General features: G+C 69.9%; 11 protein-coding genes. 10 read left to right on the plus strand and 1 reads right to left on the minus strand.

Features of this window, described 5'->3' with window-relative positions:
- Positions 1-97: 97 nt before the first annotated feature.
- From KYX17_RS20090 to KYX17_RS20115, 6 genes are all read left to right on the plus strand, one after another.
- Positions 98-1,126 (plus strand): iron-siderophore ABC transporter substrate-binding protein, encoded by a 1,029-nt coding sequence (locus KYX17_RS20090; protein ID WP_243228927.1) that lies wholly within the window; start codon positions 98-100, stop codon positions 1,124-1,126.
- Positions 1,123-2,169: an iron ABC transporter permease gene (locus KYX17_RS20095; RefSeq protein WP_243228929.1), complete on the plus strand. Its 1,047-nt coding sequence runs from the start codon at positions 1,123-1,125 to the stop codon at positions 2,167-2,169. Before KYX17_RS20090 ends, KYX17_RS20095 begins: the two co-directional genes overlap by 4 nt.
- Positions 2,170-2,174: 5 nt before the next feature.
- Positions 2,175-3,248 carry an iron chelate uptake ABC transporter family permease subunit gene (locus tag KYX17_RS20100; RefSeq protein WP_243228931.1) on the plus strand — a complete coding sequence of 358 codons (1,074 nt, stop codon included), beginning with the start codon at positions 2,175-2,177 and terminating at the stop codon, positions 3,246-3,248.
- Positions 3,245-4,045, plus strand: coding sequence for an ABC transporter ATP-binding protein (locus KYX17_RS20105; protein ID WP_243228933.1), 801 nt, complete (start codon positions 3,245-3,247; stop codon positions 4,043-4,045). Before KYX17_RS20100 ends, KYX17_RS20105 begins: the two co-directional genes overlap by 4 nt.
- The gene (locus tag KYX17_RS20110) at positions 4,035-4,982 is read left to right on the plus strand and encodes a siderophore-interacting protein (protein ID WP_243228935.1); all 948 of its coding nucleotides are present in this window, start codon (positions 4,035-4,037) and stop codon (positions 4,980-4,982) included. The genes KYX17_RS20105 and KYX17_RS20110 overlap by 11 nt, the downstream gene beginning before the upstream one ends.
- Positions 4,983-5,498: 516 nt before the next feature.
- The gene (locus tag KYX17_RS20115) at positions 5,499-6,551 is read left to right on the plus strand and encodes a DUF998 domain-containing protein (RefSeq protein WP_243228937.1); all 1,053 of its coding nucleotides are present in this window, start codon (positions 5,499-5,501) and stop codon (positions 6,549-6,551) included.
- A 158-nt stretch (positions 6,552-6,709) separates the two neighbouring features.
- Here the strand turns inward: KYX17_RS20115 and KYX17_RS20120 are convergent, their stop codons facing one another.
- Entirely contained in the window at positions 6,710-7,759 is a 1,050-nt protein-coding gene (locus tag KYX17_RS20120) for a LacI family DNA-binding transcriptional regulator (RefSeq protein WP_243228938.1), read from the minus strand.
- Between the two features lie 162 nt (positions 7,760-7,921).
- On the opposite strand from KYX17_RS20120, the gene KYX17_RS20125 reads away from it, so the two are divergent.
- From KYX17_RS20125 to KYX17_RS20140, 4 genes are all read left to right on the plus strand, one after another.
- Positions 7,922-9,934: a beta-galactosidase gene (locus tag KYX17_RS20125; protein WP_243228939.1), complete on the plus strand. Its 2,013-nt coding sequence runs from the start codon at positions 7,922-7,924 to the stop codon at positions 9,932-9,934.
- Between the two features lie 105 nt (positions 9,935-10,039).
- On the plus strand, positions 10,040-11,260 hold the full coding sequence (locus tag KYX17_RS20130) for an extracellular solute-binding protein (RefSeq protein WP_243228940.1): 1,221 nt from the start codon (positions 10,040-10,042) through the stop codon (positions 11,258-11,260).
- Positions 11,261-11,320: 60 nt separating this feature from the next.
- Positions 11,321-12,937 (plus strand): ABC transporter permease subunit, encoded by a 1,617-nt coding sequence (locus KYX17_RS20135; protein WP_243228941.1) that lies wholly within the window; start codon positions 11,321-11,323, stop codon positions 12,935-12,937.
- 5 nt (positions 12,938-12,942) lie between these two features.
- On the plus strand, positions 12,943-13,851 hold the full coding sequence (locus tag KYX17_RS20140) for a sugar ABC transporter permease (protein WP_243229209.1): 909 nt from the start codon (positions 12,943-12,945) through the stop codon (positions 13,849-13,851).
- Positions 13,852-13,865: the final 14 nt, after the last annotated feature.

Genomic DNA, 13,865 nt, shown 5'->3' on the forward strand with positions numbered 1-13,865 from the left:
CTGAGGCGACCCTAACCTTCTGTTAGATTAGGGCAGGCTTACCAAAGCTTAAGGCGCTTCGCGCCGCACCCAGACCCCGATTCCGAAAGGGATGCCCGTGCGCACCTCTCGTCTCCTCGGCCTCGCCGCCGCCGTCGTGCTGGCCGCCGGCCTTTCCGCCTGCGCGTCCTCCGCACCTACCAGCACCGACGTCGCGGGCGGCAACCCCGCATCCGACGGCGCGTTCCCCGTGACGATCGAGCACGTCTACGGCGAGACCACCATCGAGGCCAAGCCCGAGCGCGTCGCCACGGTGGCCTGGGCCAACCACGAGGTGCCGCTGGCGCTCGGCATCGTGCCCGTCGGCATGAGCAAGGCCACCTGGGGAGACGACGACGGCGACGGCATCCTGCCCTGGGTCGAGGATGCACTCGAGGAACTGGATGCCGAGGCGCCGGTGCTCTTCGACGAGACCGACGGCATCGACTACGAGGCCGTCGCGGACACGAAGCCTGACGTCATCCTGGCCTCCTACTCCGGTCTCACGCAGGAGGACTACGACACGCTCTCCAAGATCGCACCAGTCGTCGCGTACCCCGGCGTCGCGTGGGGGACGTCGGTCGAGGACATGATCACCATGAACTCCGAGGCGCTCGGGCTCGCCGACGAGGGCGACGCGCTCATCGAGGACCTGCACGCGCAGACGGATGCCGCTCTCGAAGCGCACCCCGCGCTGAAGGACGCGAGCGTCCTCTTCAGCTACATCGACCCCAACGACCTCAGCCAGATCGGCTATTACACGGCCGCCGACACGCGTCCAGGGTTCCTGCACTCGATCGGCGTCCCGATGCCGGCCATCGTGGAGGAGAACGCCGACAGCACCGAGTTCTACCTGACCACCAGCTCCGAGGAGGCGGACGCGTTCGTTGACGTCGACCTGTTCGTCACCTACGGCGACGAGTCGATCATCCCGGTGCTTCAGGCGGACCCGCTGCTGTCGAAGATTCCCGCTATCGCCGAGGGGCGCATCGCCATCCTGGGCGACGCGACGCCCCTCGCGGCGTCCGCGAACCCCTCGCCGCTGTCGATCCCGTGGGGCATCGAGGAGTACTTCGCCCTGCTCGAGGCCCCGCTCGTCTCCGAGTGACCTCAGCATCCGTCACCGCAGCACCGGGCACCGTCGACCTTCGGCGCCCGGTGCTGGTGCGCGTGCTCTGGCTGCTGGCCGGGCTCGGCGTCGTCGTCGTGCTCAGCATCCTGTCCCTGTCCTTCGGCGTGCGCGCCGTGACCGTCGACGACGTCCTCGGCGCGCTGGCCGGACACGACGACACGATCGCCCAGGCCGCGATCATCAAACGGATCCCGCGCACCGTCCTGGCGATCCTCATCGGAGCGGGCCTGGCGCTGTCCGGCGCCACCATGCAGGCTGTCACGCGCAACCCGATCGCCGACCCCGGCATCCTCGGCGTCACCACCGGCGCCTCTCTCGCGGTCGTCATCGGAATCGCGTTCCTCGGACTCTCCGACGCGAACGGCTATCTGTTGGTCGCGATCGTCGGCGCCGCGCTCGCCGCCGCCTTCGTCTACACGGTCGGCTCGCTCGGACGCGGAGGGGCGACGCCGCTCAAGCTCGCCCTGGCAGGGGCGGCGACTTCCGCCGCCTTCGCCTCGCTCATCAGCGCGATCATGCTGCCGCGTGTGGACCTCCTGCAGTCGTTCCAGTCCTGGCAGGTGGGCGGCGTCGGCGGAGCCGAATGGCCGCGCATCGCGATGACCGCGCCCGTCCTCGCCGTCGGGGCCCTGATCTGCTTCGCCTGCGCACGTGGCATGAACTCGCTCGCGCTCGGCGACGACATGGCCGCCGGCCTCGGCGAGCACGTGTTCCGCACGCGTCTCGTCTCGGCGATCGGCGCCGTCATCCTCGCCGGAGCCGCGACCGCCATCGCCGGCCCCATCGGCTTCGTCGGACTCGTCGTCCCGCACATGTGCCGGATGCTCATCGGCACGGATCACCGCTGGCTGCTGCCGTTCTCGGCCCTGGCGGGATCCGTGCTGCTGCTCGGCAGCGACATCATCGGGCGCGTCATCGCGCCCTCTTCCGAGGAGATCCAGGTGGGCATCATCACCGCCCTCGTCGGCGCCCCGTTCTTCATCTGGATCGTCCGCCGGCAGAAGGTGCGCGAACTGTGACCGTCATGAAGACCGCCCCGCTGCGCCCCGCCTCAGCTCCGGGCGAGGTGCGACCGGACGTCCGGGCGATCATCGCCGGTCGGCGCGCCCGGCACCGCCGTCACGCGAGCGCCACGATCGTCCTCGCGGGTCTGCTCGTCGCCCTCGTCGCCACGGCCCTGATGGTCGGCGACACCTTCTACACGCCGGGCGAGGTCATTCGCGTCATGCTCGGCGAGACAGTCCCGGGGGCCTCCTTCACGGTCGGCGAACTGCGGCTGCCCCGCACGGCGCTGGCGATCCTCGCCGGTATCGCGTTCGGCATCGCCGGCGTCTCGTTCCAGACACTGCTGCGCAATCCGCTCGCCTCGCCGGACATCATCGGGATCACCGAGGGGGCGAGCGTCGCCGCCGTGATCGGCATCATCGTGCTCTCCCTGGACGGACCGGTCGTCTCCGCGCTCGCCCTCGGCGGCGCCCTGATCACGGCGATCGCGATCTACCTGCTGTCGAACAAGGGCGGCTTCGCCGGCACACGGCTGATCCTGATCGGCATCGGCATCGCGGCGATGCTGCAGAGCGTGATCTCGTATCTGCTGTCCCGTGCCGCGCAATGGGACATCCAGACTGCCATGCAGTGGCTCACCGGCAGCCTCAACAACGCGTCCTGGGAGCGGGTCGCGCCGCTCGCGCTGGCCTCCCTCGTGATCCTGCCGCTCCTGTTCTCGCAGTCGAGGTCGCTCGGGATGCTGAGACTGGGCGACGACTCGGCCGCCGGTCTCGGCGTGCGCGTGAACAGCACGCGACTGCTGTTCATCCTCGGCGCCGTCGCGCTGCTCGCTTTCGCCACGGCCGCCACCGGCCCGATCGCGTTCGTCGCGTTCATGGCCGGCCCCATCGCCGCCCGCATCACGGGTCCCGGAGCGAACCTCCTGCTCCCCTCGGCGATGATCGGGGCGCTGCTCGTGCTCGGCGGAGACCTCATCGGACAGTTCGCGCTCCCCGGCCGACTTCCGGTCGGCGTGATCACCGGCATCCTCGGGGCGCCGTACCTCATCTACCTGCTCATCCGCACCAACAGACAGGGGGCATCGCTGTGACCGCGTCCCACCAGTTGAGCGCCGAGGGCGTCCGTCTCGCCTACGGCGACCGGACGATCATCGACGAGCTCGACCTCACCCTCGCCCCGGGCAAGATCACCACGATCGTCGGAGCGAACGGCTGCGGGAAGTCCACGCTGCTGCGCTCGCTGGCGCGCCTGCTGTCGCCGAGCGCCGGACAGATCGTGCTCGACGGCAAGTCCGTGCACTCGCGCCCCACCAAGGAGGTCGCCCGCATCCTCGGACTGCTGCCGCAGTCGCCGGTCGCTCCCGAGGGGATCGCGGTCGCCGACCTCGTCGGTCGCGGGCGGCATCCCCACCAGAAGGTGCTCTCGCGCTGGAGCGCCCACGACTACGAGGCCGTCGCCGACGCGCTCGCCGCGACCGGGACGGCCGACCTCGCGGATCGCAGTGTCGACGAGCTCTCCGGCGGCCAGCGGCAGCGGGTGTGGATCGCCATGGCGCTCGCGCAGGAGACCGACATCCTGCTGCTGGACGAGCCGACGACCTTCCTCGACGTCGCGCACCAGGTCGAGGTGCTCGACCTGCTCACCGACCTGAGCGTCTCGCGCGGCACCACCATCGTCATGGTGCTGCACGACCTCAACCTCGCCGCCCGCTACTCCGACGAGCTCGTCGCGATGAAGAGCGGGCGCGTGCACGCCACCGGCACCCCCGACGCGGTCGTCACCAGCGACCTCGTCGAGGCCGTGTTCGGCATGGCCAATCAGATCACCACAGACCCGGTTTCCGGCAAGCCGATGGTCACACCAATCGGGAGGCATCATGTCCGCTGAGACCACCACCAAGCAGAAGTCGTCGTACGTGCTCGGGCGCGCCGAGGTGCGCGCTGTCGAACGGGTCTCGCCGAACTTCGTGCGCATCACGTTCGGCGGAGACGAGATCGCCGAGTTCGGCACCCCTGGTGATGTCTTCGACGCCCGCATCAAGCTCATCTTCCCGCCGGCGTCCGGCATCCTGCCCCCGCTCGACCGCGACAGCGACGACTGGTGGGGATCGTTCCTGGCCGTGCCCGAAGAGGAGCGCGGCGCGATGCGCACCTACTCGATCCGGGAACTGCGGGTCTCGGATGCCGGCACTGAGGTCGTGATCGACTTCGTGCTGCACCTGGCGCCGGGCCTCACGGGTCCTGCCTCGCTGTGGGCGAGCTCCGCCTCGGTCGGCAAGGAGCTCTTCCTCATCGGTCCGCGGCGCGGCCGCGAGGAACGCGGTGGCATCGAGTACGCGCCCGGAAACGCGTCGAGCGTGCTGCTCGCGGGCGACGAGACCGCGGCACCCGCGATCGCCCGCATCCTCGAGGACGCCCCGCGCGACCTCCGCGGCCACGCCTTCATCGAGGTGCCGGTCGCCGAAGACATCCTCCCGATCGACGCGCCGGAAGGGGTCGAGGTGCACTGGCTGCCGCGGGGGACGGCCGCCCACGGGCTGCGCCTCATCCCGACCGTGCTCGACTATCTGGGGGATGACGACACCACGGAGATCACCGTCACCGACATCGACGGCGAGGACCTGGTGTGGGAGACGCCGGTGTACTCCGGGCTCGGGGAGGAGCTCGAGGACACCGGCGTCTCCACCGAACGCTACTTCTGGATCGCCGGGGAGAGCGGTGTCGTGACGACGCTGCGGCGGCACCTCGTGAAGGACCTCGGGGTGGACCGGGGACGGGTGGCGTTCATGGGCTACTGGCGCCGGGGCGTCGCGATGCGCGGCTGATCGCGCTTCGTGTCTTCCGTTCGTTGAGCGAGCGAAGCGAGTCGAAACGGGGTTTCCGGCGGGGAGCATTCCCTTCGTTCGTTGAGCGAGCGGAGCGAGTCGAAACGCGGTGTCCAGCGCCGCACATCGGTCCGGGGCGACCGCTCCGGGCTGCGGGGTGCTGCCTTCGCTCGCGGAGGGTCCCTCCCGGCTGCGCCGGGGCCCTCCCGATGCTCGCGAAGTCAGCACCCCTCCGCCCTTCGCTGCGGAGCGACGCACCACCCCTTCTTGTGAGGGGAGGGGAGTGGCAGCGTCGGCTGCGCCGACGACTGCGCCGGGGCGGGCATCGCTTCGCTCGCCCGCGACCCCTCTCGGTCGTTGAGCGAGCGGAGCGAGTCGAAACGGGGTTTCCGTCGCGAACGCGTTCGACTCGGTCGGCTGCGCCGTCCTCGCTCAACGAACGGAGGGGCCCGACGAGCCGGGGGCGTCAGTCCGAACGGGGCAAAGCGCGTCGGCGGGGCATGGTTCGATGGAGGCATGGATGAGGGGAAGCGGATGCTGGCCGAGACCCGCGCGATCTGGGCCACGGCGATCTGCTTCCTGGCCGGAGCGGTCATCGGCACCGTCGCGCTGTGGGGGAACCCCCGGCCGATCGCGGGGGACGGGTCCGTCGGCATCCCGGCCGCTCTGATCGCGGGGGCCATCGCCGCGGCATCCTTCGTGGTCAGCACCTTCCTGCACCGGCGCGGCGAGACCAAGCCCATGCCCCGCTGGCAGGCGGCCGTCTCGGACCTGTCCGCCATCGCCCTGACCATCGCCTTCGCCTGCGTCACCGCGATGGGCGTGCTGCTCGCCGGAGAGATCCTCGGCGTCGGCCTGCAGGGGCTCGAGCTGCCCGCGATCGGCGGCGGGATCGTCACGGGCGTGGCGGCGGCCGTCGCCGGGCGCCTCACCTTCACCGCCGGCATCGGCCTCGACACCGGCGACCTCGCCGGCCTGCTGTTCAGCTACCTCGTGATCGGCACGCTCTTCGCGATGCTCACGGCCGCCGATCCGCGGTGGTGGGAGCTGAACTTCTCCCAGTTGGGCATCGGCGCCGGCTCCTGGGCGTTCAATGGCACGCTCGTCGTCGCGGGACTCCTGGTCGCCACGGTCGGGTCGTACATCGGTCGGGACCTGCACCGCATCCTCGGGGACGAGGCGCTGGGCCGGGTCGGCTGGGTGGTCGCACTGTGGGCCGCCACCGGGATCGCCCTCGCCTGCGTCGGACTGTTCCCGATCCACCGCATCCTGGTGGCGCACAACATCGCGGCCCTCGCGACCCTCGTGCTCTTCGTCGCCGCCGCGGCCGTGACGACGATCGTCGTTCCCGGCCGCCCGGCACCCCTGCTGCTGACGACGGCCGTCGTGGGCGTACTGATCGCCGTCGCGGTGATCCTCGCCGAACCGTTCGGGCTTTACTCGGTCACGGTGCTCGAGGCCATCGTCGTCGGCCTCGGCCTGCTCTGGATGACGACGCTGGTGCGAGTGCTCGCGGTGCTCACGCCCGAGCAGTCGCGCCCGTCGACGCGCGCGACGCTGCGCCGCTGAGCATCCCGCGTCGGCCACTGGCATCCGGCACCGTGCCGCTCGTCGCATCCGCCGCGCGCCGAGATCCGGAGACGAGACCGAGATCCGGACGGATCTGCCGGGATCATCCGGATCTCGCGCTATTCTCCGGATCTCGCGTGCTGATCCGGCCCCGCGCCTCAGGCGCTCGCGCGCACCACGAGCTCGGTGTCGAGGATGACCGATCGGGGCTCGGCTCCCGCGATCACGTCCAGCAGCACAGTCACCATCTGCGCGCTGATCTGGTCCCACGGCTGGCGCATCGTGGTCAGCGGAGGCTGGTGCGTCGCGGCCAGCCCCGAGTCGTCGAAACCGGCGACCGCGACATCGTCCGGCACGCGCAGCCCGGCCTTGCGTGCCGCCGCGACGGCTCCGGCCGCCATCCGGTCGCTCGCCGCGAACACGGCGTCCACGCCGCGCTCCATGAGTCGGGCCATGGCGGCCTGCCCCGACTCGAACGAGTAGTCGCCGACCTCCACGAGCGACTCGTCGAACGCCTCGCCGAGCTCCTCGCGGAACCCGACGAGACGGTACCGCCCGCCCGGGGTGTCGTCGGGACCGGTGATCATGCCGATCCGCTGGTGGCCCTGCGTCCGCAGGTGCGCCGCCATCGCCCGCGCCGACGCGACCTCGTCGACCGAGACGGTCGACAGCTCGCCCTCGTGCCCGAGCGGGATGCCGCAGCACACGGTCGGGATGCCGGTGTCGATGAGCTCCTCCAGCAGAGGCTCGGACTCGTGCGAGGAGATGAGCATGACCCCGTCGACGTGGCCCGCGCTGATGAAGTGCGCCACGCTCTCTCGCTCCGCCGCGGTCCCGGCGACGAGCAGCACGAGCGTCATCGAGCGCTGGGCCAGCGCCTCGGCGGCTCCGCGCAGCAGCAGCGCGAACGTGGGGTCATCGAACAGCAGCTGCTGCGGCTCGGTCAGCAGGAACGCCATGGATCCCGCCCGGCCGGTGGCGAGGCTGCGCGCATGGTGGTTGGCCGTGTATCCGGTGGCGATGATCGCCTCCTCGACGGCGACTCGCGCGTCCGGGGACACCCAGTGCCCGCCGTTGATCACGCGCGAGACCGTGCTGCGGGAAACCCCGGCCTGCACCGCCACGTCGCGGATCGTCGGCTTCCGCTTCGCCGTCAGATCGCTCACCGGAGTGACTCTACTCACTTCCGGCGCAACCGCGAAGCCCATGCTGGGACCGGTCTCAGTTCGGTAACGCTTCGAGCATCAGGGCGGACACCGGCATCGTCGATGAGGTAGAACTGAGACCGGTCCCAGCCGCGGCATCCGATCGCCGACTGAGACCGGTCCCAGTTTCACCTGCACCACCTGCACCGACCCGATGGAGTGCCGATGACCTCCCCTCACGCCTGGCCCGAGCTCCGGGGAATCGCCTACGGAGGCGACTACAACCCCGAGCAGTGGTCCCGCGAGACCTGGCGCGAGGATGTCGCGCTCATGCGGGAGGCCGGGGTGAATCTCGTCAGCGTCGGGATCTTCTCGTGGGCGCTCATCGAGGTCGCCGAGGGCGTCTTCGACTTCGAATGGCTCGACGAGCTGCTCGACCTGCTCCACGAGAACGGCATCGCGGTCGACCTCGGCACCCCGACGGCCTCCCCGCCCGCCTGGTTCTTCGCGAACCACCCCGAGGCGCGCGTCATCGACCGCGAGGGCCGGGTGATGGGCTTCGGCTCGCGGGGCATGGCCTCGCACTCCTCGCCGGCCTACCGCGAGGCCATCGTCCGGTACGCCGACACCATCGCGGCGCGCTATGCGAAGCATCCGGCCGTCGTGCTCTGGCACGTCCACAACGAGTACGGCGTCCCGGTCGGAGAGGACTACTCCCCGGCATCCGTCGCCGCGTTCCGGATCTGGCTCCAGGAGAAGTACGGGACCCTGGACGCCCTCAACGCGGCGTGGGGCACCGCCTTCTGGAGCCAGCACTACGCCGCCTGGGAGCATATCGATGCCCCGGCCATCGCGCCGAGCGTCGTGAACCCGGCCCAGCGCCTGGACTTCGCGCGCTTCACCGACCACCAGCTGCGGGCCTGCTTCATCCTCGAGCGCGACGCCATCCGCGCGCACGCCGACCAGCCCATCACCACGAACTTCATGGCGAACCAGAGCTGGACCACGGACCTGTGGGCCTGGGGTCGCGAGGTCGACATCGTCTCGGACGACCACTACCTGTGGGCCGCCGACGAGGACGCCCACATCGGGCTCGCCATCGCCGCGGATCTCACCCGCTCGGTCGGAGGCGGCAAGCCCTGGATCCTCATGGAGCACTCCACCTCGGCCGTGAACTGGCAGCCCCGCAACATCGCGAAGCGTCCGGGCGAGATGAAGCGCAACTCGCTCACGCATCTCGGCCGCGGCGCCGACGGCATCCTGTTCTTCCAGTGGCGCGCCGGGCGATCGGGAGCCGAGAAGTTCCACTCCGCGATGCTCCCGCATGCAGGCACGGCGTCGCGCGTGTTCCGCGAGGTCGTGGATCTCGGCGCGACCCTCGACCGGCTCGGCGAGGTGCAGGGCTCGATGGTCCAGGCCGAGGTCGCCGTGCTCTGGGACTTCGAATCCTTCTGGGCGCAGGACCTGGAATGGCGCCCCTCGGAGGACGTCGCCCACGCCGCCCAGGTGCGCCACTTCTACGAGCAGCTCTGGCGGGACGGCATCACGGTCGACTTCGCGCTCCCCGGGCACGACCTCTCGGGCTACAGGCTCGTCGTCGTCCCCGCCCAGTACCTGCTGAGCACCGCGGATGCCGAGAACCTCACGCGCTACGTCGAATCCGGCGGCACGCTGCTGGTGTCGTTCTTCTCGGGCATCGTGGACGAGAACGACGCCGTCCATATCGGCGGGTTCGGCGCACCGCTGCGTGACGCGCTCGGGCTCACGGTCGAGGAGTTCCTGCCGCTGCGCGAGAGCGCCAGCCACGACGTCGAATGGCCCGGACGCGGTGCGTTCCGCGCCGACGTGTGGCAGGAGGACATCGCCCTCGACGGTGCCGAGGTCATCGCGCGCTTCACCGGGGGGCCGGGCGAGAACGGGCCGGCGATCACCCGCAACGCGCACGGCGCGGGCGCCGGCTGGTACGTCAGCACGCGGCTGGACGCCGTGGGCATGGGCGTGCTGATGGGCGCCGTGTACGCGGACGCCGGGGTGGTCCCGGCATCCCGCCCCGAGGGACTCGAAGTCGTCACGCGCCGCCGGGGCGGTACCGACTACGTCATCGCCGTGAACCATCGCGACGACGACGTCGAGCTCGCCGCCACCGGCGTCGAGCTCATCACCGCGACCGACGTCGACGGCACGCTCACGGTGCCCGCCGGCGGCGTCGCCGTGGTCCGCACCACCGCAGCATCCTGACAACTCCACACCGACGGGTCCCGTGGCCCGTCGTCCACAACCGGTCGTGACGAGGCGGCTCGCTCAGCGAAGCGCGTCGGCGGCCACAACAGAGAGGAACACCGCATGCGCAAGCACATCGCAGTCGGCGCATTCGCGCTGACCGCCGCCGTCATCCTGGCCGGATGCAGCTCGAGCACTCCCGAGGCCGAAGAGCCGTCCGGCGAGGGCGCCGAACTGGTCATCTGGACCGACGCCGAACGCGAGGAGGCGATCAGCGCCGCCGCCGAGGCGTTCGAGGAGGAGACCGGAGCGACCGTCAAGCTCGTGCAGAAGAACTTCGAGGACCTGCGCGACGACTTCATCGCCCAGGTCCCCACCGGCGAGGGGCCCGACATCACCGTCGGAGCGCACGACTGGCTGGGTGCGCTCGTCGCCGCCGGCGTCGTGGACACGATCGACCTCGGCGACAAGGTCGAGAGCTTCGAGCCGGTGGCCGTCGAGGCCATGACCTACGAGGGCCAGCTCTACGCGCTGCCGTACTCGCTGGAATCGATCGCGCTCGTGCAGAACGCCGATCTCGTGGGCGAAGAGGCACCGGCCACCTGGGACGAGATGATCCAGAAGGGCATCGACTCCGGCGCGGAGCGCCCGTTCGTCATCAACACCGAGGGCGAGACCGGCGACGGCTACACGATGTACCCGTTCCAGACCTCCTTCGGCGCTCCCGTCTTCGTGCAGGACGAGTCCGGCTCGTACACCAGCGAGGTCGGCATGGGCGGAGCGAACGGCGAGGCCTTCGCGACGTGGCTGGGGGCGAACGGAGCGAACGGCACCGGCTACATCTCCACCACGGTCGACTACGACATCAACAACGAGTTGTTCAACTCGGGCAAGGCCGCGTACACGATCCAGGGTCCGTGGGCGATCAGCACCTACCCGGACGTGAACGTCGTCGTCAACCCGATCCCGTCGGCCGGCGGCGAGACCGCGGCCCCGTTCGTCGGCGTTCAGGGCTTCTACCTGTCCAGCCAGAGCGAGAACGCCCTGCTCGCGCAGGAGTTCCTGGTGAACTACCTCGGCACGGAGGACGCGCAGCGCGCCCTGTACGACGCCGATCCGCGCATCCCGGCGTGGACGGCTCTCGCCGAGGAGGTCTCGTCCGATCCGATCATCGCGGGCTTCGTCGCCTCGTCGCAGAACGGCGTGCCGATGCCGTCGATCCCCGAGATGGGCTCGGTCTGGGACCTCTGGAACGCCGCTCAGGTGCAGATCATCAACGGCGCCGACCCGGTGTCCACCTGGAACACCATGGTCGCCGACGTCGAGGCCGCGATCGCGGGTTGATCCCTCCGGGCCGGGAGGCGCGTCCCGCCTCCCGGCCCGGAACCGCAGACAGGAGAACTGATGTCGACACCGGCAGCGCCCGTGCAGGAGAAGCCTGCGCCGTCCCCGCGCGAATCCCACGCCCGCAGCTTCCGCGGACTCGGATGGGGCTTCCTCGTGAAGCTCCTCCTGATGGCGCTGATCAACGCGTTCGGCATCGTGACGGCCATCGCCGCGTGGCGCGTGGAGTCCTGGATCGTGCTGGGCGCGATCGTCGTGCTCGTGGTCATCGCGGACTGGGTGTACTTCACCAAGAAGGCTCTGCCGCTGAAGTATCTGCTCCCGGGGCTCGTGTTCCTCCTCGTCTTCCAGGTGTTCATCTTCGGGTACACCGCCTACATCGCCTTCACGAACTACGGCACCGGACACATCGGCACGCAGGAGCAGGCCGTCGAGGCCGCCCTCATCCAGGGGGAGCGCCGCGTCGAGGGCTCGCCCACCTACCCGCTGTCCGTCGTCGAGCGGGGCGGCGAGCTCGGCTTCGCGATCGTCGACGAGGACGGCGACGTGCAGGTCGGCTCCGCCCTCGAGCCGCTGTCCGAGGCATCCGGAGCGTCGCTCGGAAGCGGCGGCGCCCCCGAGGAGGTGCCGGGGTGGACCGTCGTCCCCCGTGCCACGGTGCTCAGCGACACGGCCCTGCAGGCCGAGATCGCCGAGCTGCGCGTGCCCGTCTCTGACGACCCCAACGACGGCTCGGTGCGCACCCGCGACGGCTCGTCCGGCGCGGTCTACGAGTCCACCCTGGTGTGGGATGCCGAGGCGCAGACGATCACCGACACGACGACCGGCACGGTGTACACCGCGACCGACCGCGGCAGCTTCGTCGCCGAGGACGGCACAGCACTCCCCGCGGGCTGGTACGTGAACGTCGGTTTCGAGAACTTCCTCCGCCTGTTCACCGACCCGGCCCTGGCCTCCACGCTCGGCAGCGTGACGGTGTGGACGTTCGCGTTCGCGATCCTGTCCGTCGTGCTGAGCTTCGCGGTGGGCCTGGGCCTCGCGATCGTCTACAACGACCCGCGGGTGAAGGGCCGTCGGGTGCTGCGGGCGTTGTTCATCCTGCCCTACGCGTTCCCCGCGTTCATGGCCGCGCTGCTGTTCCGCGGCATGTTCAACGCCGAGTTCGGCGTCATCAACGACCTGTTCTTCTTCGGCCAGCAGATCAACTGGCTGGGCGACCCGTGGCTCACGCGGGCCGCCGTGATCTTCGTCAACGTGTGGCTGAGCTATCCCTACTGGTTCCTGGTGTGCACCGGCGCGCTGCAGTCGCTGCCGTCGGACACGCTCGAGGCCGCCGAGATCGACGGCGCGAACAAGTGGCAGCGCTTCCGCGCGATCGTCCTGCCGCTGCTGCTGGTGTCGACCGCGCCGCTGCTGATCGCCTCGTTCGCGGTCGCGTTCAACAACTTCACGGTCATCTACACGTTCAACAACGGCGGCCCGGCGATCGCGGGCGCCCCCTACGCGCTCGGGTCCACCGACATCCTGGTCTCCGCCATCTACGACGTGTCCGGCGTCTCGGGCGGCGCCAGCGACTACGGCCTCGCCAGCGCGCTCTCCATCATCGCCTTCATCGTGGTCGGTGTGATCTCGGCGCTGAGTTTCCGCCAGACCCGCAAGCTCGAGGAGTACCAGTGATGTCCATGCAGACCAGAGCAGTCGTGACGGGTTCACGTGGGGACGCGGCGGCATCCCGGGCAGGCGCCCGACGGCGCCGGTGGTGGGGCGAGGTCGGCTGGAAGTACCTCCTCGCCGTCGTCGTGCTCTTCTTCGCGGCGTTCCCGCTCGTGTACGTGCTGTCCTCCTCGCTGAACCCGAACGGCAGCCTCGCGGCGTCGAGCGCGCTGTTCTCGGCGGTGGACCCCGCCAACTACATCGCCCTGGGCCAGTCGCAGTACTGGATGTGGTTCGGCAACACGCTGCTCATCGGCGGTGTGACGGCGATCGGATCGGTGCTGATGGGTGCGGCCGCGGCCTACGCGTTCTCGCGATTCCGCTTCTCCGGCCGGCGCGCGAGCCTCACGACGCTGCTCGTGCTGCAGATGTTCCCGCAGGCGCTCGCCTTCATCGCGATCTTCCTCATGCTGCTGACGATCGGCGAGGTCGTCCCCGCACTCGGCATCAACTCGAAGATCGCCCTGATCTGCGTGTACCTGGGCGGCGCGCTCGGGGCGAACACGTTCCTCATGTACGGGTTCTTCAACACGATCCCGGTGGAGATCGACGAGTCCGCGAAGATCGACGGCGCCACGCACGCGCAGATCTTCTGGAAGCTCATCATGCCGCTGGTCGTGCCGATCCTCGCCGTGGTGGCGCTGCTCGCGTTCCTCGCGGCGTTCGGCGACTTCATCCTGTCGAAGATCATCCTCACCAGCGAGGACAACTGGACCCTGGCGGTCGGCATGTACCAGTGGGTGTCCAACCAGCTGACCTCCCGCTGGGGTCTGTTCGCGGCCGGCGTTGTGGTCGCCGCGCTCCCCGTGCTCGCCCTGTTCTTCTCCCTGCAGAAGTACATCGTCGGCGGACTCACCCAGGGGTCCGTCAAGGGCTGATCCCGTTTCCTCTC

The sequence above is a fragment of the Microbacterium sp. CIAB417 genome (assembly GCF_022788845.1).